The organism is Paenibacillus sp. NPDC058898, assembly GCF_049316025.1.
GTDB lineage: Bacteria > Bacillota > Bacilli > Paenibacillales > Paenibacillaceae > Paenibacillus_AQ.
Window position 1 is genome coordinate 125,527 of sequence record NZ_JBMOSM010000009.1, and the last position, 23,507, is coordinate 149,033.

Genomic DNA, 23,507 nt, shown 5'->3' on the forward strand with positions numbered 1-23,507 from the left:
CAGGTGCATAGTCGTCATTATTTGACATTCATCATGGCATCCCATTTTTGCTGCCACTCTTTATACGTAATCGGGCTCTCCGGGCTTAAGTACGAATTTCGTTCGGTATCGGGAAGCATCAGCCCTTGTTGGTAAAAATGAACCAGCAGCTCTTTGACCTGATTCCCTCTGCCTTCTTCCAACGCCCTTCTGACTTGCTTAGCCATACCCATGCCTAATTTATTTTGAGGATCATCCCCGTCCCCATTCTTGAACAACAGTTGCTGTACCGACCGAAGGTTTCCGTATGCGGATCTCAGTTGTTTATCACTAAGCCCTTTCTCCTCCACGTAATACACATACCAGAAAAGACTGCTGATCTTGCCGCGCACATCCCGTTCTGGATGCTCAAAATAATAATTGAACCCCTCCTGGTTGCCGAACAGAACGGAGTTCATCCATTCGCCAGGCAGATTCATGAAGTTATATGTGTACTGGTTCGAGGACAGAATCAGACGATGGTGCACCCGGGGATTATTAAAACCGTGACCCAAATATAAAATCTTGTCGACGTTGCTTTTGAACTCGGGTACCCACTTGGAAAAATAGTCATACTTCTTTTTCATATCCTGCAGCATCGATACGGATGTTTTCTCCAGATATGGCGTTGTCACGATTGTGATCGGGAGATCAATCTGGTGGATTTCCTTCCAAAACTGACCTCCGTACAGGGAGATATTCTGCTCGATCTCCCTACCCTCGAACCGCTGGTAGCCGGGCCTTCGTTCCAGCTCCTGCATCCCCGTATACAAGGGTCCCGGATAACCTTCGACCTCCAGCTTCATCTCGCCGAAAGAATAACGCATCCGGCCAAATTCCCAGCCTAAATAAACGTATTCCGGAAGACGGTCTCCGTTATCACTCTTTAAATATACCTGCTGATGACCGGGAAGCGGATACCAAGCGATATATCCATCCAGCTTAACTTCGGGCCCCACACTGTAAACCGAAAATTCCTCACGGGAGTACCCAGCCATAAAGTCCATGACCTTGCCTCTATATTCCAGCTCGGCTTGAATGTCCCCTCCCTTGGCATCGCCAACCATCCTTACCGATATCCGCTCTCCCTGTCTGCGATAGGGAGCGTCAATGCCCTGGAGTTGGACACGCTCAAGCTCGAACATCCGGTTCAGGGTTAAGGGAAGCTGCCCCATGCCTGATAACTCGGAGGCGGGTATCGTTAGCTTCGCCGTCACGCGAAGCTCATCGTTTGACAGTCGTTTCAGCTTGATATCATAAGAAGAAACATGAAAGAAGGATATATTGTCAGGGTCATCGACATAAGAAACCGTGGGGTCTCCCAGCTTCGCATCAAATTGGGCATATCGATCCGCCCATAGTGTGCCGTAGGGTACGGCTGCGGCTACCGTCAATACGGCAGCCCCCAGCACGGCGAGCCATCCCGCTTTCCGCAGCATCGTAGGCCGCTTACGGTTTAACAAGAACAAACACACAGTTAGCAGCAGGAAAGTAAAGGCAAGCACGAACCACCGGGAACTCATTAAATCTTCCCTAAACAGACCGTACCCCCAATTCTCATATTCAAAGCGATTGGATTGAAGGAAGAATTGGTTGAGGTGAAACACTTGAGCCGGCATCCATCTTAATTCGGTGATGATATAAATTTCCATGAAAAATGTTCCAAACATCCATGCACAGAAACCGATCAAATAAACAATCCGGTTCGGAATGCTTGCCCCAAGGAGCATGGCGAGCGCGAGTGTCACCATATAGGAAACCTCGTACTGCACCGCAAATTGCATGGTATGCATCATCGCAATATCACCGGCTATCCCCTGGCTAACCGACAGGATATAGAATATAACCGACGTCGACAACGTGAACAGGGAAAAGTACAACAAACTGACCACATATTTCGACGACAACAAGGTAAAGAAAGACACAGGCAAGCTGTGATTCCATTCAAAGGACCTACGGCGAACATCCCGTCGAATAGACAAGATGCCAATTAGCATAGCCGGACCCAGGGTCATCGTATGACCCAGCATGTGGAATGAATAGGCCGCCGTGTACAGATTATGGTTCGGTCCATTGCCGCTTGCCGCCTGCAGCATCATAATGATGAACAGAATCGCATAGATGATCGGAAGAGAGGCAAACAAGGGATTACCGAACAAAAGCCTAAGCTCAAGGAGACTATGCCTCCACCACTTATGCATGACGATCCCTCCGCAGCAGGCTCAGATATCCATCCTCCAGCGTCGGATCCGCGGGAAACGCCCCTGCAACCGGGGCCGTTTGGCCGATAAACCGGCACAGGACGCCTTCCGGAACGGTTCGGGTAGATACGACGGACATGGGATCAATCAAGGCAAATTCATCCGGACTCATCACCGCTTCCCATACTTGTCCCTTCCCGCATGCCTGCAGTTCAGCCAGACTGCCGTTCATGGACAGTCTCCCCTTGTTCATGACTGCGATACGACGGCAGTTGCTCTCGATATCGGCGACAATATGGGTGGATAGCAGGACCGTCCGGTCGATGCTAAAGCGGGTTAACACATTGCGGAACCGGACACGCTCCTGAGGATCCAGCCCGGATGTCGGTTCGTCAACGATCAAGATATCTGGTGTTCCCAATAACGCTTGGGCAATACCCAGCCGCTGCTTCATTCCCCCGGAGTAAGTACGTACTTTTTTATCAGCCTTCCCCTGGAGATTAACCATCTCGAGCAGCCTGGAGATTTCCTTCTGTCTGGCACTCCGTTCTTTGATCCCTTTCATGGCCGCCACATAATCCAGATAATCTCGTCCGGTCAGCTGCGGGTAAATGTGAAAATGCTGCGGCAAATACCCGATCATCTGCCGAATCTCCTCCGGCCGTCCAATCGATATCCCGTTCACTCTCACCTGGCCGGAGGTCGGCGACAATAAGGTCGCCAGAATGCGCATCAGCGTTGTTTTGCCGGCGCCATTGGGGCCCAGCAGACCGGTCATGCCTGTATCCAATTGTAGAGAAACATCCAAGAGTGCCCATGCACCCTTGCGATAGGTTTTTGATAAATGCTCAATGGTAATCATTCTAGAATCCTTTCACCATTAACGATTATGGCATAAGCCGCGCGGTTTACGTTACTTGGAACGAACCATCGTCTTAAAAAGTTTGGCATTTCCAACGTTTTGACATCAATTCATTTTATAAGGTACAAAAAAGCCCGTGATCCTGTAAGCGGATTGCGGGCATGATCTATATTCACCTGATGTCAGGCTCTTATTCAGTTATTATAACATGCGAAGATGCGGTTCATCCGTAAACCTTCAGGACATAAATATTTCATGCCGCAAAAGATTAACGGGATGGATCATTTACATGCTTATTGCATCAATCCTTACCGATGAGCCTCATATTGGTTGGCACGACTGATCGCCTGGATCAATTGGATGTCCTGCGGCGATAACTCTTCCTTATTTCCCGCCGCCAAGTTATGCAGCAGCTGTTCGAGCGAGCTAGCTCCAGGGATGGTGCAGGCAACAGCGGCATGGGCCACAGCATATCGAATAGCCAAATGGGACAGATCCTTGCCAGGGCCAACCTCTTCAAGCCTCTTGAGTATATCAAGCAGCTCATTTTTGTTGTAATCCAGATAGCCCTTCTCGGCTTTGGCTTGTCCGCGGTCCGACAATATGCCGCGGGCAACGGGTCCCCGTGCAATGGCGGATATTCCGTTCTCAGCAAGGAGATCGAGCACCTCTTCCTCCGGTCTCCGGTCAAGGATGCTGTACTGACTCATGACGCTGACGATATTGGATTTTGCGACATACTCGCGGATAACGTTCGGCCGGATGGACGAGATGCCGTAGTATCGAATCCACCCTTCCCGCTTCAGCTCTTCAAAAGCTTCAATCGTCTCGTCAATCGGATCATCAAGCGTCCCCCCATGAAGCTGATACAGATCGATATAATCCGTACCGAGTCTGCGAAGACTATCCTTGACAGCGGATTTGATGTAGTCCTTGGAAGGATCCCATACCAAGCCATCCTTACCCGGTACACGACGGTTGCCGACTTTGGTGGCGATGATCACATCCTCGCGCCGACCTTGAACCGCTATGCCTACCAGTTCCTCGTTACGGCCTTTGTCGTACAGATCCGCCGTATCCAGAAAATTCACGCCCCGGTCCAGCGCTTCGTGGATAAGCTTTACGGCTTGTCCCTCATCTGTACCCAGTGACATACAGCCCAGCCCGATTTCGCTTACATACAATTCCGAAGATCCTAGCTGATTGATTCTCATGCTTGATCTCCTCCTCTTCCCTATGATGAATAAGGTTCTACTTCTTTACTTACCCTAAAATATCGATCCAGATCTTCACGGCCGTAACTGCAATGAGAATCGCCAAGGCATACCGCAGCAGTCGGACGTTCATCTTGCGACTGATGATGGCGCCGATGGGAGCACCCATCAAGCTTCCGGCAACCGCGAACAGGGACGGCCAGATCGGAATGTCGCCCGAGGCGATTTTGCCAATGACACCCCCGACCGCAGACAGAAAAACGATCGCGAGCGAGGATGCGATGGTTATCCGTGTCGGTATCTTAAGAATCGTCAGCATGATGGGTATCAGGATAAAGGCACCTCCAGCGCCGACAATCCCCGCAATGCCGCCGACGATAAAGGCGGCTCCCATCGCAATCCCTGAATGATAGGTCACCTCGTTAACCGACCTATTTTCCATGGTTGCCCGGGTCGGCACAATCATCAATAACACCGCGATAACCGCCAGAAAACCGTAGATCACGTTAATCATACCGCTTGTCATCAGCATCGAGGACAGACTCCCGATCAGACTGCCAACCAGGGTGCTTACCCCCATCTGAATGACCAATGGCTTGTGAAAATACGACTCACCGCCGCGCGAACTCATCCGGTTGGTGATCATGCCTGACAATGAGGCGAAAAATACCTGCAGCATGCTGATGGACGCCACCTCCTTGGAGGTAAAGGCCTCCAGTCCAAACCAGGAAGGAACATAGAGCAGCAAAGGAAAGTTAATAATCGCCCCGCCAATTCCCAGCAATCCTGAGAAAAAAGAACCGATGATACCTATAAAGATCATAACTACAAGTTGCACTATCAAGGTGATCGATCTCCGTTCAATTTAATATCGTGATCGCGCACATTGCTATTGAATGTACCCCATTGTTGATTTATAATAAAACCAAGTATTTATATCGGAAATTAAGGAGGTATGTGGTGATCATGTTGAATAAGCTGAAATTCCTCTTCCAGGACCGTTGCCCTGACTGCGAGCAGAAGCTGATCTCCAGACAGGAAGACATGGCTACGATCAAGCATTGCCCGGATCACCACTACACCGAAGAAACATATAACCAGCTGGGAGTTACGATTGTTTATCATCCCAGCAAAGATAACAGTTAAACTTTGTTTAAACTCCGTTAGCTATTTCGGACTGAGATCTTTGGATTTATTCCGTTCCCTCTGCCCATTCCCGTCCGGCAAGCCTGACCAGAAGCATAACCGCGATCTCGGCAACCATCACTACGAGCGAGCACATAAAAATCACAGGAATCATATCGCCCGAATCCAGATTTAAAATGAACGGGTAGGCGATAAGCCATAGCAGCTGCGCGGCCATAAACAAGTGCCCCCGAAAGCGAGCCTTATGATCCAGTCCGGATTCGGCACCTGCGGAATTGGCTTGAATGCCTCTACAGATTCCGAAAATCAATACCATATGCAAGCAGATGGCAGGCAGTTGAATCAGCAGCTCCTCTACCGATTGCATAGGCACGCCGCCTGTCTTCACCTCAGGAAACCAGAATAATGAAAGAACCGACCAGATCAGCAGCAGCCAAGCGGATAGATGCCCTGCCTTAAAATATCCGTTCAACGCCTGAAGCCTCCATAATCCCGAAGCAATCAACAGGTATCCCAGCATATCCGGCAACAGATCCACCGTTTCCAGCTTAAAGTCGACAAGTACAAGCAGCAGCCCCCACACGATGCGATAACAAGCGCTTCTCATGGTTTCCTCCTGCTTTCCCGAACAAATTCCGTCATTTCTCGATCCGTCGGACTTGGATGATAAGGAATCATCGTATCTCCATACCAAAAGCGACGGCCGTCCTCCAAAAAGGTGGTTCTTAATATCAACTGATATACCTGCATGCTCTTCTCAAGCGACATATCAAATTGGTGGCTGATTCTAATGGAATCCCCTTTATTCATCTGGAATGGAAGCTGAATCTCATTGATAGGTTCACCTCTTAACTCGATGTGCGCTTCCGAAGGTTGAGACCGGTAACTAGTACCCGGTATTTGTCTGGAAATGTCGACAAAGATTCGGAGATCTCCATCCTCTGCGATATCGAGTAATTTCGAGGAGAACGCCGTTAACTGAAGCGGCCGACTCACGACGGCAGATTCGTAGCCCGAGTTATCGGAAGAGGATCCGCCGGACGTCCCTGATATCGGATCTTGATCTTCCTGATCATATACGCCAGGCCATACGTAAATCTCTCCGATATCCACTTGTTCCGAGGTTCCATCAGAGTAAAGGGCGGTAATCTCTCGAACGAGAACCGGCTCCTTCCTCTGCTCTCCTGCCCCTTCTTTCCCCGGGGCGGGTTTATTTAAATTCACCATCATTTTTCCCAGGCACTGTCTCTGATACTCAGCATATTGAGGGTATGGCGTTACGATCTGTTCGGGATAACCTTCGATCCGGATGGAGCTTAGCGTCTTGTTTGCTCTTTTGTCCTCTACATAATACAAGTCAAATACACTGCCTCCCCCTTCCCTTGTTTCCACATGATGCTCAAGGAATACGGTTCTTCCCAGTTGGTTGGCTTCATAATACCAGACATTCCCGACCCAGCTGCAGGCTACGAACAGGATGGCGAGAACATAATACCATTTCTTGCTCATAGCGCCCTCCTTATGTATCATGCGATTGTTCCATATTATTAAACTATCTTAACACGTAAATAGATGAAGAGGGTTTGATCAGCGTTAATTTTTCATATGATTCTGACTAAGGAACTCCATGAATTTGAAATAAGGTTATGGCTTCATGGACAGACTATTTGAAGCCACCCTAAAATCAAGGAAGGTGTTCATGATGAATCCATCGATCGAAGAGGTCACCCATTGGCTTGAATCCAAAAGCAATCACACCCTGCACATATCCAAGCAAGAAGAGAAGGATCAGGACCAGATTGAAATACAGCTGGAGCGGTTTGAACACCAGCAGCATCAAGAGCAGTCCATCGACGGCTATGGAGACCGCCATGCGCTCCTGCTCCACGGCCCCGGCGTGGTCATCACAGCCGGCCATGAAGCCCCGCTGCCAAGCAATGCCTTTATCATCGGACTGGACGGGTTAACCTCTGCGGACATCCAAGACCGTCAGGTAGTGCTCACAACGGACCGGGGCACTTATTCCATCACGGCAACCTGAGGGCAGCCGGCATGAAACAGCAAGAACCGCCAGAGATGTTGCATCTCTGGCGGTTCTTTTGGTTTTATTCAGCTCACACTCGTTTAAACCTCCAGATAAAGCTCTGGAAATCCCCATGCATCGCGGGAATGGCCAATCCGGCATTCATCAGTTTCCATTTCGGTGACCGTGGTCCCGTTAGCCAGCTGTACCTGGTACGCAGGCTGCCGGAAATCGCCGCTGCCGTAGCCCGGGTATTCCTGTGGCAAACTGTCCAGGGAAAAGGATGCATCCTCGCGAAACGGCGACGGTGAAAAGGATGCTCTTCCCCTCCGTTCCAGCAATCCGCCGATGCGGTGATCGCGAATCAGCCGCCCCCAATAGGCATGTGCCGGATAGACGCCCCGCACAAGCTCAATCACATAACTTGACCGCTCGCTCTGGAGATGGAATATCCCCAGATCTTCATGAAAATGTATACTCACTGCTTTTTGCCCCCTAACCCAAGGTCCGAGTTAAATCTCCATGGTCCGTTTTAAGACCCTACGGCGGTCGTCCGTTCCAGAATCATGACGTCCCTTCCCGGAATCGTGACATGGCCTGAAATCTGCCGGCTGCCCAGGAGATCGAATTGATTGGCAGAACCTGCATCAAACGTCATCTCTTCGGCATTGTGGTTCATGATGAACAAGTAGGAGTTCCCATCCTTCACCCGTTCCACCACCTCTACCCCGGCAGGTGTATTCAGCAGCGGCTTCACACCCTGTTCTTCGCACAGATTAGCAAGAAATGCCTGCAGGAACTGCGAATCCGGACTGCTCGCCACATAATAGGCCTGCCCTTCGCCAAACGCATTCTTCGTTAGAACAGGAGTGCCTTTATAGAAGTCGGATCCGTACTCAGCCAGAATCTCTGCCGTCTCCGCATGGATGACGTCACACAAAATTCCACATGGATAACTTCCACGCAGTGATCCCCAATCCTGCTTCATATGGATCTGATTTTGCTGCCCGGGAAGCAGGGCATCGATCTCCTCGGCCCAGATGCCAGTCACCTTGCGCAGTTCGCCGGGATGACCTCCCAGGGTCACCAGATCATGCTCATTGACGATGCCGCTGAAGAAGGTCGTTACAAAGGTTCCGCCCCGGGATACAAACTGCTCGACGCGCTGGGCAACGCCCGGCTTCACCATATACATCACGGGGGCAATCACCACATCGTACTTGCTCAGGTCCTCCTCGAAGCTGATGATATCGGTCTGGATATTCAGCTGATACAGTGCATCATAATACTTATGAACCTCATTCACGTAGTTCAGGGCTTTGGAAGGTCCGCTTGACAGCTCCAGCGCCCAACGATTTTCCCAATCATACATAATCGCTAATTTGGCGTCCGATCGGGAGTCTAGCAGCTTATCTCCGAGCTGCTGCAGCTCGTGCCCCAGCTCCGCGCATTCCCGGAAGACCCGGGTATGCTCATGTCCCACATGCTCAATCAATGCGCCGTGGAACTTCTCGCATGCCCCCACGGAACGGCGGAGCTGGAAGAACATGATTGTATCTGCCCCATGGGCTACAGCCTGATAACTCCACAATCTCATCACGCCGGGCCGTTTGGCGGAATTGTATGGCGACCAGTTTTGAACGCTCGGCGTCTGCTCCATCAGCATGAACGGCTGTCCACTTTTCAGTCCGCGCATCAGATTATGCGCCATCGCCGTAAAGCTTACCGGCGTATCAATCGCAGGATAGTTGTCCCAGGATACCACATCCATGTGCTTCGCCCACTCGAAGTAATCCAGCTCCGGATAAAATCCCATCAGATTGGTGGTGACCGGAATGTGCGGCGTAACCTTCTTCAGTTCTTCCTTCTCCAACCGATAACATGCCAGCAGGCTGTCAGATTGGAAACGGCGATAGTCCAGTGATATCCCTTGGAAGAAGGTCCGGTTTCCGCCGAATTCTTCACTGAGCGCGTTCGGTACCACAATCTCGTCCCACTCGTAAAAGGTATGACCCCAGAAGCCGGTATTCCATGCGGCATTCAACTTATCGAGCGTCCCGTAACGCTCTTTCAGCCAGACGCGGAACTGCTGCTCGCAGTTGTCGCAATAACAATACCCGCCGTACTCATTCGAGACGTGCCAGATGACCAGTGCCGGATGATCCTTGTAACGCTCAGCCAGCTTACGCGCCATCAGCATCGAATATTTGCGATACGTCGGACTGTTCGGACATGAATTATGACGACCGCCGAATTTGCGTTTGCGTCCATCGTAGTCAACGCGCAGGATGTCCGGGTATTTCTTGGCCATCCAAGCCGGATGCGCCCCCGTGCTGGTTGCCAAGCAGACATGAACCTGCTCCTCGGCCAGCCGATCCATCATTTCATCAAGCCACGTGAAATCATAGCTGTTCTCATCACGCTGCGTTCTGGCCCAGGAGAATACATTGAGGGTCGCCACGTCAACACCAGCCAGTTCAAACATCCGCAGGTCCTCTTCCATTGTTGCCTTATCCCATTGCTCGGGATTATAGTCCCCGCCATACCATATCTTAGGGAAATGTTGATTAATCATTGAAATGCCTCCTTCATCGTTCTTTAGCTAAGAAAACCGTATCTATCGACTTACTTTGAATCTTAAAGAAAAGAGGCACCATCCCATGTCATGTTGGACAGGGATCATACCTCTTATGGACGATTAGCTAACTTGGATTAGAGCATTGCTCCTTACTTTTTCAGACTATCCCAGGATGTCTGCATATCCTCAAGCATCTTGTTCGCATCGGATTTGCCTGCGAAGAAGGCCTGCATCGCGCCGGAGAATTCCTGGGCTACACCGTCAGGGAACTTCGCGGATTGTCTTGGCAGTACTTTGCCAGCTTGCACGTACTCCCACACGGCTGAACCCAGATCGCCCATGTCCTCAGGTGTTGCTTCGATTGTCTTCAAGGCCGGGATGAATTTGAATTTTTTGACGATGTACTCTTTACCGATATCGGATGTGACAAACCAGTTAAGGAAGATCTTCGCTTCTTCCTTCGATGCGGAATCCTTGTTGATGACCAGGTTCGCAGGTACCCCTACGTTCAGCTTGTCATTTAGCTCCGCATTGTCGCCAAGCGGCATCGGCAGGTAGCCAAGATTCAGGTCCGGATTGATGGCATCAATCTCGGTTTGGGCCCAGTTGCCGTTTTGCATCATGGCTGTTTTGCCCGTAGCCAGCAGGGAAATGGCCGTATTGTAATCGGTGGTCAGCGGATTTTTGTTCCCGTGATCCAATGTCAGCTGCATCAGCTTGGCCCACTCTTCGAACTTCGCATTGCCCGCAAATTTTTGCGTGCCGTCGTTCAAGCCCTGGATAAAAGCATTCGGGTCATCCTGCTGGGCAAACGCCGGGTTAATGCCTTGGTTACCGATCAACCACCATTCCTGGTAAGCGTTCGCAAAAGGAGTTATGCCTGCCGCTTCCAGCTTCTTCGCAGCATCTTCCAGTTGGGCATAGGTTTTAGGAAGCTCGGTAATGCCTGCTTGCTCAAACAAATCTTTATTGTAGATGTAACCCCAGCCTTCAAGGTTCATCGGCATGCCGTATACTTTACCGTCTTTGGTCATCGGCTCTTTTGCCATGTCCACCAGATCGTTCACCCAAGGCTGATCGGACAGATCCTCCAGGCGGTCAATCCACATCTCCATCTCCGCGTCGCCGCCATTGGAGAAAATATCAGGCGCATCGTTGGATGCGAATTTCGTTTTCAGTGCTGCACCGTAGTCAGCGCCGCCGCCTACTGTTTGAATATCAAGCTTGATGTTCGGATATTCCTTCTCGAATTCAACCTTGAGTTCATTCAGGCCGTCCACGATCTCGGTTTTGAATTGGAAAATCTTAACCGTCTTAACTTCGCCGGAAGCTCCATCCGAGCTTCCGCCCTGACCTTCCTCCGACTTGCCGCCGCAAGCCGCAAGCAGCAGCGAAAAAGCCAGCAGCATCACGAGAGATAATTTCATTTTGTTCATCTTTACTACCCCCTAGTATTGTTTATATATAAAGATGGGAAACCGATTTGGGAGAAGCCAGGCTGCCATTACCCCTTAACGGAGCCGGCAGCGACGCCTTCAACAATGTACTTCTGTAATGACAGGAAGAAGATGATAATCGGCGTGATGCCCAGCACGAGCGCTGGCAGCGCCAGATCCCACTGCTTCGAATACTGCCCGAAGAAGGCAAAGGTCGCAAGCGGAATGGTCCGCAGTTCCGGACTTTGCAGGATCAAGGATGGCAGCAGGTAGTCGTTCCAGACCCACAGACAGTTCAGGATAATGACCGTCACCATCATAGGTTTCAGCATAGGCAAAACGATACGGCCAAATACTCTGAACGGAGAAGCTCCGTCGACCGTGGCGGCCTCCTCGATTTCAAGCGGAATACCTTTCACGAAACCGTGGAATAGGAAGACCGACAACGGGATGCCGAGTCCCAGATAACTGAGAATCAAACCCACGATACTGTTGTTAACACCCAGGAAGTTAATGACCTGCAGCAAGGGAATCATTATGGATTGGAACGGAATGACCATGGCCGATACGAACAGCATGAACACGATTTGATTGAATCTCGTATTGGACCGAACCATTCGGTAAGCCGCCATCGCACTCAACAGGGCGATGATCAGGTTGCTGATGACCGTAATGATGACGGAATTCACGAACGCTTCCGGGAAGCGGGTCATTTCCCAAGCCTTGCTGTAGTTGTCAAAGTGAAAGGCGGTTGGCCAGTTGGCCGCATCGACCATAATATCGCCCAGCGATTTGACCGAGTTCACCAGCAGGAAGTAAAAGGGGGCCAGGAAAATCAGCGCAATAATGACCATCACAATCTGAAGTACAATCGTGGAAGCCGACATAGGAGGTTTCTTCGATCTCATTTAAGCTTCAACCTCCTTCTGCTTCGTTAATCGAACTTGAATGAGCGTGATGACGGCAACAACCAGAAAGAAGATCAGGGACTTGGCTGTTCCGAGTCCATACCGGTTGTTCAGGAATGCCTCATTGTACACGTTCATAGCCAGCGACTCCGTGGAGCGGTATGGTCCGCCCTTCGTGAGCGACAGGTTCAGGTCGAACATTTTGAAGGACCAGGATATCGCCAAGAATAAACATACGGTGACCGCCGGCATGATGAGCGGAACGATGATGCTCTTGAGCACTTGAAACCGGTTCGCTCCATCAATCTCGGCAGCTTCCATGACTTCCTTGGACACATTCGTAATGGACGCGATGTAGATGACCATCAGATAGCCTGACGATTGCCATACAAAGACCATGACGATGCCCCAGAAGCCAGTTACTTCGTCTCCCAGCCATGGAAGATTAAAGAACGGAATCCCCGTTGCCTCGCCAACGGTGGCAAAGCCCTTTATGAAGATAAACTGCCAGATGAAGCCGAGCAGCAATCCGCCGATCACGTTTGGCATGAAGAAGATCGTCCGCAGCCAGTTGCGCGCCCTAATATTTTTCGTTAAGAAGTAGGCTAGGAAAAAACCGACCAGGTTCGTTAGAACCACGCCAACGATCGTAAACTTGGTGGTAAACCAGAAGGACTGTGCGAATGCGCTGTCATTTGTAAAAATCTGTTTGAAATTGTCCAGCCCGACCCATTCGACATTCCCCGATACACCATTCCAGTTGGTAAACGAGTAATACATCCCCATTACAAATGGGATAATGATCGTCATACCGAAAAACAGCAGCGCGGGTCCGATATAAACCAACTGCTGCGTCAAGGCAGCCGTTCTCTTGCTGTTCATGTAAATCCCCCTCCGCTTGTCCTCTCGTTTCTCTATCCATTTCTCTATGATTTAATTATGCTAAGATGAAGACCTTGGGACTACCACAGGATGTGAACTAAATGGTATAGAAAATTGATCGGCGGTGAATTTATTGAACTGGAATTGGAACAGCATTCGCACGAAATTGATTACCTTTATGATCATGGCTACCATCATTCCAACCACCATCTCCATGATCATCAGCTATGTCATGACAACCAACTCGCTCAAGGAACGGGCCGTTGTTGAGAATATGAACCTTCTCTATCAGGGACGGTTGAATTTGGAGAGCGATTTGGAAGACATGAACCGGAATTCCCTTACGGTTTATTCGGATCCGGATTTTTTCCGCAGCCTTTATTATAGTCATGAGAACATCAATGCCAGTGGCAGGCAGTCCGCCACGCTGCAGTCCATTCATAAAGCCATCGGCGGCGCAAGACAGGTCTATCTCTATGTCGACGGCAAAAGAGAGGCCACATTGTTCGCCCAGGATATCGCCAGAAAAACGAGTGATGTCAATCTCTATCCCGAAATTCCCGATCTCGGTAACGATACGGTGGTTTTACAGCCGCCCCATCCCCTTCACACGTATGGCTTTCAGTTAGCTTATCCCTATGAAGCCAATAAACAAGTATTCACGATGTACCGGGTCATTGAACGCGTCCCATCTACCGAGCGATTAGGCATTCTCGCCATCGATATGGATATGAATTTCCTGAGCCGGATCAGCGATCAGCTGTTCCAGCCCGAACATGAGCAGCTATATATTACGAATGAAGCCGGGTATATCATGTATGCCGGCCATGGCGAGATGCTGGGACAGCAAATTCAAACGGAATGGTACGACAGCCTCAAGCAATCCGGCAAGAAGGAAGGCCATTTCGAATATAACAACAAAATCTATTTATATAACAATATCAAGACGTCGATCAGCGACTGGACAATGATCAAGGAGATTCCTTCCTCCTATATTCTGAGCAGCGCCGACAAAGCAGCCTTCGTCAATATTTTGCTGATCGGCGTGTCCCTGATTCTCATCATCGCCGCCACGATCTGGATTTCGGTCTACATCACGGCGCCGATCCGGGAATTGGTAGGCCTCATGAGCCAGGTCAAAAGCGGACGAATGACCGTGGATATCTCCTCCAGCCGCAAAGACGAAATCGGAACTCTCCACCGCAGGTTCGGGAGCATGATGGATACGATCAACAATCTCATCTTGCAGGAATACAAGCTGAAGCTGGCGAACCGGACCAACCAGCTCCGCGCGCTGCAAGCGCAGGTAAACCCGCATTTTATGAACAATGCGCTGCAAACCATCGGCACCCTTGCGCTTGAGCATGGCATGAAGAGGATCTACTCCCTGATCTCCGCTCTTGCCCGGATGATGAGATACAGCATGTACAATACGGACAAGCCGGTCACGCTAGCCACAGAGCTCGATCATATCAAGGATTACGTGGAGCTGCAGAAAGAACGATTTGAGAATCAGTTCGACTTCCGTTACGATGTGGATGAGTCGACTTTGCAGGTGTTGATCCCGAAAATGCTGGTTCAGCCGCTGATCGAGAACTTTTTCAAGCATGGCATGAACCCCTTGGCGGAAAACAATTACATCGCGCTGAAAAGTAAGCGCCTGTCGGCCTCCATTGTGCAGATCACGGTCGAGGATAACGGTAACGGAATGCAGGATGAGCCGTTCCAAACCCTTCAGGAGCACTTGCTTCGGATGGAAGAAATGGATCTGGAACAGCTTCAGGTTCTTTCCGAAATGGAAACGGAAGACAGCAGCGGGATCGGACTCAGCAACATCATGACAAGGCTGAGACTGTATTATCGCGGAAAATCCAAGTTCAGCATCGAAAACAACCAGCCGCATGGCTTTCGTGTTGTACTGACTATAAATGTGGAAGGTGAAACGGATGAAGGCATTGATCGTGGATGACGAGTCTCGCGTGCGTAAAGCCATCCGACTGCTCGTCCAGTGGGAGACGCACGGGATTACCGATATTGAGGAAGCCGCCAATGGTCTTGAGGCGATGAAGCTGATTCCGGCGTTCCGGCCAAGCCTCGTGCTGATGGACATGCTGATGCCGCTCAAAAACGGCGTAGATCTCATGGAATGGATTCACAAGAATTACCCGGATATCAAATTCATTGTCATTAGCGGGCATGACGACTTCGAATTCGTACGCAACACCATCTGGTACAGCGGCACGGATTATATCCTCAAGCCCATCGAGGAAGCCGTCATCAACCAAGCGGTCGCCAAGGCGACTGCCGCCTGGAAAGCCGAGGAACGGGAACGCCTTGCGGCGCGGCAGCAGCATGTTCAGGTGAACGAATACCGGCCGGTCTATTCCGAGAAGCTGTTATCCAGCCTGATAGATGACAAAAGCGCCCATTCCCAGGTGGTCAATCGCCTCAAGGATGAAGGCATCGTACCGGAGCAAACGCAGACGATACGCCTGGCCGTCATGCAGATGGACAAGTCAGATCATGCGCTTTATAGCCGCTTTGGCCATCATCAGGATTTGCTCATGTTTGCCCTGCTGAATATTTGCAATGAATTTCTGCAAAAGGACCGGATCGGGATCGCCTTCCGTCACTTCGGTTCACCTCACCAACTGGTTATTTTGTTGTGGGATCAGCTTGCCACGCTGCCCACACTGCTTCAAGAAATCAATAACGGGATGCACCGCACCTTGTCGCGCCACATGCACTTTGGCGTTAGTCCTGACGGTCAATACCCGGCAGACATTCCGGAATTGTATGCCCGAAGCTCGTCCACCCTGCATCAGAGGGATTTAACGGTCCTAAATCAATTTATCCATCATACAGAGGAGCAGCCCCGATCAGGCGTTGACCATCATAAAGGCGTGCAGTTCAGCGGGTTTGAGGATACATGGAAGCTCGCCATACTTAGCGGCCAACCTGCTCCCATAACCGAAGCTGTAGAGTCATTCATCGCGGCTATTCGAAAAAGCAGCGTTCTTACGCCGGAGCTTCTGGAGCGTTGGGACCGCGATATCGAGAGATTTGCCAATCACGTGATTCATGAAACCGCTAACCCGTCGTCTGAAGCTTTGTTGAAATTGTACAAAGAGGAAATCGCCACCATCGAGCGGCCAAGCCCAGACAAGTATGTGTGCTCCCTGGCAGAGTGGCAGCAGTATTGGATTGAATTAATGAGCCTGCTGGCCTCGGCCGTGCAGTCCCAGAAGCAAACGGGACAGGACCTGATCCATGACATTACGACGTTTATCGAGCAAAATTATCAGAACGACGTGTCGCTGTATGATATTGCAAACCGATTTCATGTAAGTCGTGAGTACATTTCCCGCAAATTCAAGCAAAAGCATGGCATTAACATTCCGGAACATCTGAACCGGATCCGCATCTCCAAGGCCAAGGTCCTGCTGCAAAATCGAGGCCTAAAAATGGCAGCGATTTCCGAGATGGTCGGCTTCAAGAACGAGAAATATTTCAGTCTTGTTTTTAAAAAGCAAGAGGGCATCTCGCCGAAGGAATTCCGCAAGCTGCATGAGCAGGAAGCGTAGACTGGACAGCGGTTTACCGCCGAAGGACTGAGAGCCTAGGCTGTTTAAGCGTATGCTGATCGACGCATTTTCTCAGAAGCTAGACCGTATGCAGCCTAAGTTTTTCTTGTGGGATCAGGAGAGTAACCTCAGGCATATATTAAAAAAATATAGCAGAGAAGGCTGGGGATTCCCCGCCTTCTCTGCTTTTTTTGAGAGCGCTCCAAGCTATTTATTTTTCGTGTAAGCCCTCATGCTATCTCTACCCCAGCCGTTTCTCTAATATCATCACTCCGCGTGCCGGCACCTCGCAGGAATCTCGATGTTCCTCTCCTGTCAGCAGGTTAACATAGGTATCCCCTTCCAATGGCACGGGTTTGCTCTCCGGCATGTGATTAAGTACAAAAGTGAACTCCACGTCCTCCTTCACACGTTTTGTCACCTCAACGCCTTCCGGAGCTTTCAAGATGGGCTCAATACCATGGTCGTTGCATATGGTTTGCATCAGGTCCTTCAGAAATTTAGGCTCTGGACTCGTGGCCACATACCATGCCTTCCCTTGCCCGAAGGAATTCACGGTTAACGATGGCGTCCCCTGATAGTAATCGGAGCCATATTCGGCAACGACTTCCGCTCCTTCAGCATGGATCACGTCACACAGAATTCCGCAGTCGTAGGTGCCCTTCAGTTGTCCCTTCGGCCCTCGCATCACCATCTGATTCTGCTGGCCCGGAAGCAGCGCATCAATCTCCTCGGCCCATATTCCCATTACCTTGCGCAGCTCGCCCGGATAACCGCCAAGCGTCACCAGATCATGCTCATTGACGATGCCGCTGAAGAAGGTCGTCACAAAGGTTCCGCCTTGCGATACAAAGGCCTCCACACGCTCTGCAAATCCCTGCTTTACCATATACATCACCGGTGCGATGACAACGTCATATTTCCGGAAGTCCTCTTCCACGCTGATCATGTCAGTCTGGATATGCAGCTGATGCAGGGCATCGTAATATTTATGGACCTCATTCACGTAATTGAGGGCAACAGTCGGGCCGCTCGACAGATCGATGCCCCAGCGGTTCTCCCAGTCGTAGATGATCGCGACTTTGGCGCCGGAACGGGCATCCAGAATACGGTCCCCAAGCTGCTGCAGCTCCTTGCCCAGCTCCGCGCACTCGCGGAATACGCGGGTAAACTCATGCCCTACATGTTCAATGACCGCGCCGTGATATTTCTCGCAGGCTCCGATCGAACGACGCAGCTGGAAGAACATCACCGTATCCGCGCCGTGGGCGACCGCTTGATAGCTCCACAACCGCATCACACCCGGACGTTTGGCCGAGTTATACGGCTGCCAGTTCTGGACGCTCGGCGTCTGCTCCATGAGCATAAAGGGCTGTCCTCCCTTAAGTCCCCGCATCAGAGCATGCGCCATGGCCGTATAGCTGTACGGTGTATCCAGGGACGGATAGTTGTCCCAGGATACAACATCCATCTCTTTGGCCCATTTGAAGTAATCCAGCTCCGGATAGAAGCCCATGAGATTCGTGGTCACCGGAATATCCGGCGTGATCCGCTTCAATTCATCCCGCTCCAGCTTATAGCAGTCCAGCAGGCTGTCCGATTGGAAACGGCGGTAATCCAGAGATATGCCTTGAAAATTGGTCCGGTTGCCGGACCACTCCTCGCTTAAAGCGTTAGGTACAACAATGTCCTCCCAGTCATAGAAGGTATGGCCCCAGAAGCGGGTATTCCATGCCTTGTTCACGGCATCCAGCGTGCCATAGCGCTGCTCAAGCCAAGCCCGGAATGCCGCGGCACAATTGTCGCAGTAACAGTACCCGCCATATTCGTTCGATACGTGCCAGATCAGGACAGCCGGATGATCCTTATAGCGTTCCGCCAGCTTGCCGGCCATGATTTTGGCGTATTTACGGTAAGTTGGGCTGTTCGGGCAGGAGTTATGGCGGCCGCCGAATTTGCGTTTACGGCCCTCGTAGTCGACGCGCAGCACATCCGGGTATTTACGCGCCATCCACGCCGGATGGGCCCCTGTGCTGGTTGCCAGACAGATATATACCCCGTTTTGGTACAGTCGATCGATCGTCTCATCCAGCCAGGCAAAATTGTACGTGTCCTCATCCGGCTGGCTCAAAGCCCAAGAGAATACATTAATGGTGGCTACATCGATACCCGCCAGCTTAAACATGCGGTCATCTTCCTTCCACGCTTCCGCATCCCATTGCTCGGGATTATAATCGCCGCCATACCACATTTTGGGCAATTTTTCGTTAATCATCTAGGGTTCAGCTCCTTTAGCTTCTTAAATTCCGTATCCAGTTCCCTATTCAAAAAGGCCTTGTTCGATCAATCCATGTTCACGCTGCCTTTGTCGGTGGCTGGCGTGATCCGGTAAGTCGCTCCGCTCACCGTTTCAAACGAGCCTTGCTCATCCGTCGTCACCACACTTCCGTCTTCCCTTCTAACAGCAAGCGGCACGGAACAGCTAATTCTACAGACTCGGCCATGCGTAGAGGTTACGCTCGCAGACGTAAGGATGCCTTCGCTCCATTCCATGTCCACAATAAACCCGCCACGAGCCTTTAACCCTCTTACGGAGCCTTCTGCCCAAGACTTCGGCAGCGCCGGCAGAAGCTGAATGGCGTCCAAATGACTCTGGAGCAGCATTTCTACAACTCCGGCGGTGCCTCCAAAATTCGCATCGATCTGGAACGGAGGATGGTCTCCGAGCAGATTAGGATGCATGGAACGGGAAATCAGCGTCCGGACATAATCATACGCCTTGTCCGGTTGCTGTAATCGGGCAAACAGGTTGATCAGCCATACGCAGCTCCACCCCGTGTGCCCTCCTCCATGGTCGATGCGCGACATCAGCGTACGATAAGCGGCTGCCGCAAGCTGCGGCGTATCCTGAATGGTTATGTCAGAGCCGGGGTACAGCCCATACAGATGGGATACGTGCCGATGTCCGGGCTCCGCTTCCGGATAAGGCTCGCTCCATTCCATGAGTTTACCCTCGGCATCGATGGCGTAAGGCAGCAGGCGTGCAACCGCTGCCTTCCATTCCTCTCGCAGCTCATCATCCTGCTCCAGCAGCTGTGATGCCTCAATACAGTTATGAAATATATCCCGAATGATGGCCATATCCATGGTGGAGCCTGCCGACACGCTGCAAGGCTGGCCGTCCGCAGTAAGAAACTGATTCTCCGGCGATGTCGACGGGCTGGTCACCAGATGCCCTTTCCCGTCTTCAGTAAGCCAATCCAGGCAAAACAATGCCGCATTCCTCATCAGCGGATAAGCCGTTTCCCGCAAATATTGGAGGTCCGGGTGAAATTGGTAACGCTCCCAAAGATGCCGGCACAGCCATGCACCGCCCATTGGCCAGAAAGCCCACATGGCTCTGCCATCGCTCGGGCTGGACATTCGCCATAGATCCACGTTATGGTGGGCGACCCATCCGCGGGCGCCGTAATGAATCTTCGCCGTCCTGGCACCGCTTACGCTAAGCTCCCGGATCATCTGGATCAGCGGCTCATGGCACTCGCTCAGATGGGTCGTTTCTGCAGGCCAGTAGTTCATCTCGGTATTGATATTCGTTGTATAATCACTATTCCATGGTGGCTGTACATGCGGATTCCATATGCCCTGCAGATGGGCGGGCTGTGTACCTGACCGGGAGCTGGCGATGAGCAAATATCTTCCGAATTGAAACATCAGCGCCTCGAGTGCAGCATCCTCTCGTCCCTCCCGGTACGTTTTCATCCGCTCGTCGGTGGCTAAAGCTTGTGCGGAACGCACACGCTCTGGACGGCCAAGCTGAAGCTCCACGCGTCTGAACAAGGCTTGATGGTCCTCGATATGCCGTGAGCGCAATTCTGTAAATCCATGCCGCATCGCGTCCTGGAGTCTCCCCCTGCATATACTGGACGGATCGGTTCCTTTAGAACCCGGAGTTCGATCGAAGCCTTCAAAATTCGTGGCAGCCGCAATCAGCAGCGTGACCGAGCCTGCGCCGTTAATACGTATACCGCTGTTATCCACCGTAACCTGCCCGGTGTCCGTCAAGGCCAGCAGCCTCATTTCATACCGTATGCCAAGCCCGTCTTCATAGAGCACCGACCCGGGGTGATCACCTCTGTAATTCTCAGCAATATGGGTGGGGGCTTGTCCATACAACACCAAAGCTCCGTCTTCTGCACTGCGGGTACCATGCTGCAGCGGTGAACGAAGCCCGATCTCTAATTGGATGGTTCCGCCGTTCGTGCTTGTATAACGGATAACCGCGACCTGATCAGGCGCACTGATGAACATTTCCCTGCTGAAGCGATCATCGGGACCGCCGGTTCGAAAGTGAGTGGATGCAATCCCTGTATCCAGATCCAGTGCTCGCCTGTAGTCGGTCCAGTGATCCCCTATTCCCGACTGTCGGATGACCAGGTCTCCTAAGGGCAAGAAGGACTCCGTGCTTCTGCCAACCATCTTGCCCTCAATCAACTGCTCGGCTTCGGCAAACTTCCCGGACGCAATCAGCTCTCTTGCCGCTGCCAAATGCCGGAGAGCCTCGTAATTATTCGTGTCCCGGGGAAATCCGGACCAAAGTGTATCTTCATTCCATTGAATGCGTTCTTCCTGAACGCCTCCGAATACCATAGCCCCAAGTCGGCCGTTTCCGAGCGGAAGCGCTTCTTCCCACCTGTCCGCGGGCTTCCGATACCACAAGGTTGTGTTCTTATTCTCAGCTGAATTCAGTGTAATCCCCCCTTATTCCAATTGATAAAGGTCTTCTCGATGAATCTCTCATATCCTTCATCCGCTGCTGTATTTCTTCTGTTAAATAACGGCACAATCGCTATAACAGTGACCCTTTCATGTAGCGGCAAAAGGGGCCGCACATTGCCGGCCCCTTCTATTCACCTATACCTTAATCATTCCAGAGTTCGACGCGGTCGCGTACCAATTGGGTGTATTCCTGCTCCATCTTCTCGGCGCCGGCATCATTCAGTTCTTTGATGAATTGTTCATACAGCGCATCAAATTTCGCCGGATCGGCAAGAATGATTTCCGGAATCCGTTTACGGGTAATCTCTTCCACCTTTTTGTACGTGATATTGATATTGGAGTCGCTCGGTACTGGAATGTTGTAAGCAACGCCCCATGGCTTCACTCCAAATTCCTCTTGTTTCGGCCACAGATCTTTCCACATTTCCGCGCCGTATGCTTTCAGTGTTTCCTTCGCGGATGGCGTATAGTTCTCTATTATCGTCTCCGGGAAATTCGTCGTATAGTAGTTGTCCGTCGAATCCTTCACGCCGTCTCCGTAACGCGGGAACATGGCGTTGTACAAGCCGATTCCTGTTTCCTTGGTGAAGTTGGCGTTGTCATAGGTTTTGCGCTCTTGGACATCTTCCGGAATGACGCGCTTGCCGTCCACAACGTTGTAATGCTCGCCCTCTATTCCCCAATTCATCAAAACTTGCCCTTCTTCGGAAGCCAGATAATCCAGGAACTTGATGATTCGAACTGGATCCTCCGCGGACGTCGTAATGCCCACACCCCATCCGGCGACGTAACCCGCGTCTTGGAACGTTGCATCCTTAGTCGACTCATCCAGCTGGATCGGGAATCTCGCATAGGTGCGGTTTTCCTTGCCGGAAGATCTCAGTGCGTTTGTTGCATTGCCGAAGCCCCATTCCTGATCGATGACGCCAAGAACACGGCCAGAGGAGATTTTAGCTTCGTATTGGTCCGTTTTCTGTACGAACGTTTCCTTATCCAGAAGACCCGCATCGTTCATATGGTTCAACCAGCGGAAATATTCTTTCTCTTCCGGACGCTTGTAGTGCAGCTTAGCCTCGACCGTCCCCTGGTCGATATAATACTCGCCGTCATCCGATGCGCCTGTCGCGATAAACGCCGGGTTCGTTACCGAGATCATGATTCTCCATCCGTCCGCATTCAGCGTCAGCGGAATCGTCGGCTGGCCGTCAATGGTCGGGTGTTTCTCGGAATAGTCTTTCAGCGCTTTCTCGTAATCCCTCACCGTCTTCAGTTCAGGGTATCCGAGTTCTTTCAGCACCTCATGCTGGATCTGAAACGTGCCGCCGGCATCGAGCGCCTGATGGTCCACCGCTGCAAGCGTCGGGAGGACATAGATGGCCTCATCATCGTTACTCCATTTCAGACGGCTCATGTATTCTCCATACACCTTCTTGATGTTCGGTGCATGCTCTTCGATCAGATCCGTCAGATCAATAAACGCTCCGGAATCCACAAACAGATTGGCGTCACCCTTCGCAAATACCAAATCCGGATATTCCCCGCTCGCTACCATCAGCGGGAGCTTCTGATTGGAGCCGTCTACCGCGTATTCGGCCTGGATTGTAATGCCGGTTTTCTCGGTCAGCTTCTTGCCGACCGCATCCTGCATGTTGGCCCAGTTCGCATTGGAATCCGCGCTGTAATACGTCATGGTCATCGGCCCCAGCTTCTCTTCCTGCTGTGTATCGTTGCCGCCATTGCCCTCTTCGCCGCCGTTTGCGCTATTGTTACTGTCGCCGTTGCCGCACGCTGCAAGAACGAATGTGGCCATCATCATAATCGCGAGCAGCAGCGACAATCTCTTCTTATGATTCATTGCTATACCCCCTAAATCGAT

General features: G+C 51.3%; 18 protein-coding genes. 4 read left to right on the plus strand and 14 right to left on the minus strand.

The window, feature by feature from the left end:
- Window positions 1-17 precede the first annotated feature (17 nt).
- The 4 genes from ACOZB4_RS22905 to ACOZB4_RS22920 all read right to left on the minus strand — a co-directional run bounded on the left by ACOZB4_RS22905 (window position 18) and on the right by ACOZB4_RS22920 (window position 5,139).
- Window positions 18-2,219 (minus strand): ABC transporter permease, encoded by a 2,202-nt coding sequence (locus tag ACOZB4_RS22905; protein ID WP_379406665.1) that lies wholly within the window; start codon window positions 2,217-2,219, stop codon window positions 18-20.
- Window positions 2,212-3,081 (minus strand): ABC transporter ATP-binding protein, encoded by an 870-nt coding sequence (locus ACOZB4_RS22910; RefSeq protein ID WP_076325372.1) that lies wholly within the window; start codon window positions 3,079-3,081, stop codon window positions 2,212-2,214. Before ACOZB4_RS22910 ends, ACOZB4_RS22905 begins: the two co-directional genes overlap by 8 nt.
- A 308-nt stretch (window positions 3,082-3,389) precedes the next feature.
- Window positions 3,390-4,295, minus strand: coding sequence for an aldo/keto reductase (locus ACOZB4_RS22915; RefSeq protein WP_379406664.1), 906 nt, complete (start codon window positions 4,293-4,295; stop codon window positions 3,390-3,392).
- Between the two features lie 49 nt (window positions 4,296-4,344).
- Window positions 4,345-5,139 (minus strand): sulfite exporter TauE/SafE family protein, encoded by a 795-nt coding sequence (locus ACOZB4_RS22920; RefSeq protein ID WP_083659800.1) that lies wholly within the window; start codon window positions 5,137-5,139, stop codon window positions 4,345-4,347.
- Between the two features lie 122 nt (window positions 5,140-5,261).
- Between ACOZB4_RS22920 and ACOZB4_RS22925 the strand changes: the two genes are divergently transcribed.
- Complete coding sequence (locus tag ACOZB4_RS22925; protein ID WP_076325467.1) at window positions 5,262-5,441, plus strand: hypothetical protein; 180 nt, start codon at window positions 5,262-5,264, stop codon at window positions 5,439-5,441.
- A 46-nt stretch (window positions 5,442-5,487) separates the two neighbouring features.
- On the opposite strand, the gene ACOZB4_RS22930 is transcribed toward ACOZB4_RS22925, so the two are convergent.
- Window positions 5,488-6,048 (minus strand): hypothetical protein, encoded by a 561-nt coding sequence (locus ACOZB4_RS22930; RefSeq protein WP_098748995.1) that lies wholly within the window; start codon window positions 6,046-6,048, stop codon window positions 5,488-5,490.
- A complete protein-coding gene (locus tag ACOZB4_RS22935) occupies window positions 6,045-6,950 on the minus strand; it encodes a hypothetical protein (RefSeq protein ID WP_379406663.1) in 906 nt (301 codons plus the stop codon). Before ACOZB4_RS22935 ends, ACOZB4_RS22930 begins: the two co-directional genes overlap by 4 nt.
- A 190-nt stretch (window positions 6,951-7,140) precedes the next feature.
- On the opposite strand from ACOZB4_RS22935, the gene ACOZB4_RS22940 reads away from it, so the two are divergent.
- Window positions 7,141-7,482 (plus strand): hypothetical protein, encoded by a 342-nt coding sequence (locus ACOZB4_RS22940; RefSeq protein ID WP_379406662.1) that lies wholly within the window; start codon window positions 7,141-7,143, stop codon window positions 7,480-7,482.
- Window positions 7,483-7,565: 83 nt separating this feature from the next.
- On the opposite strand, the gene ACOZB4_RS22945 is transcribed toward ACOZB4_RS22940, so the two are convergent.
- The 5 genes from ACOZB4_RS22945 to ACOZB4_RS22965 form a co-directional block, all read right to left on the minus strand.
- The gene (locus tag ACOZB4_RS22945; protein ID WP_379406661.1) at window positions 7,566-7,946 is read right to left on the minus strand and encodes a glycoside hydrolase family 36 N-terminal domain-containing protein; all 381 of its coding nucleotides are present in this window, start codon (window positions 7,944-7,946) and stop codon (window positions 7,566-7,568) included.
- A 50-nt stretch (window positions 7,947-7,996) separates the two neighbouring features.
- A complete protein-coding gene (locus tag ACOZB4_RS22950; RefSeq protein ID WP_379406660.1) occupies window positions 7,997-10,039 on the minus strand; it encodes a beta-galactosidase in 2,043 nt (680 codons plus the stop codon).
- A gap of 152 nt (window positions 10,040-10,191) precedes the next feature.
- The gene (locus ACOZB4_RS22955; protein ID WP_076325364.1) at window positions 10,192-11,478 is read right to left on the minus strand and encodes an ABC transporter substrate-binding protein; all 1,287 of its coding nucleotides are present in this window, start codon (window positions 11,476-11,478) and stop codon (window positions 10,192-10,194) included.
- A gap of 68 nt (window positions 11,479-11,546) precedes the next feature.
- On the minus strand, window positions 11,547-12,386 hold the full coding sequence (locus ACOZB4_RS22960; RefSeq protein WP_379406659.1) for a carbohydrate ABC transporter permease: 840 nt from the start codon (window positions 12,384-12,386) through the stop codon (window positions 11,547-11,549).
- Window positions 12,387-13,268, minus strand: a complete 882-nt coding sequence (locus tag ACOZB4_RS22965; protein WP_076325362.1) for a carbohydrate ABC transporter permease — start codon at window positions 13,266-13,268, stop codon at window positions 12,387-12,389.
- Window positions 13,269-13,392: 124 nt separating this feature from the next.
- On the opposite strand from ACOZB4_RS22965, the gene ACOZB4_RS22970 reads away from it, so the two are divergent.
- Both ACOZB4_RS22970 and ACOZB4_RS22975 read left to right on the plus strand, forming a co-directional pair.
- Window positions 13,393-15,237 carry a cache domain-containing sensor histidine kinase gene (locus ACOZB4_RS22970; RefSeq protein WP_379406658.1) on the plus strand — a complete coding sequence of 615 codons (1,845 nt, stop codon included), beginning with the start codon at window positions 13,393-13,395 and terminating at the stop codon, window positions 15,235-15,237.
- On the plus strand, window positions 15,197-16,852 hold the full coding sequence (locus ACOZB4_RS22975) for a response regulator (RefSeq protein ID WP_379406657.1): 1,656 nt from the start codon (window positions 15,197-15,199) through the stop codon (window positions 16,850-16,852). The genes ACOZB4_RS22970 and ACOZB4_RS22975 overlap by 41 nt, the downstream gene beginning before the upstream one ends.
- A 241-nt stretch (window positions 16,853-17,093) precedes the next feature.
- Here ACOZB4_RS22975 and ACOZB4_RS22980 read toward each other — a convergent pair whose 3' ends face one another.
- From ACOZB4_RS22980 to ACOZB4_RS22990, 3 genes are all read right to left on the minus strand, one after another.
- A complete protein-coding gene (locus ACOZB4_RS22980) occupies window positions 17,094-19,127 on the minus strand; it encodes a beta-galactosidase (protein ID WP_379406656.1) in 2,034 nt (677 codons plus the stop codon).
- 68 nt (window positions 19,128-19,195) lie between these two features.
- A complete protein-coding gene (locus tag ACOZB4_RS22985; RefSeq protein ID WP_379406655.1) occupies window positions 19,196-21,571 on the minus strand; it encodes a glycoside hydrolase family 95 protein in 2,376 nt (791 codons plus the stop codon).
- A 202-nt stretch (window positions 21,572-21,773) separates the two neighbouring features.
- Window positions 21,774-23,486: an ABC transporter substrate-binding protein gene (locus tag ACOZB4_RS22990; protein ID WP_379406654.1), complete on the minus strand. Its 1,713-nt coding sequence runs from the start codon at window positions 23,484-23,486 to the stop codon at window positions 21,774-21,776.
- Window positions 23,487-23,507 lie beyond the last annotated feature (21 nt).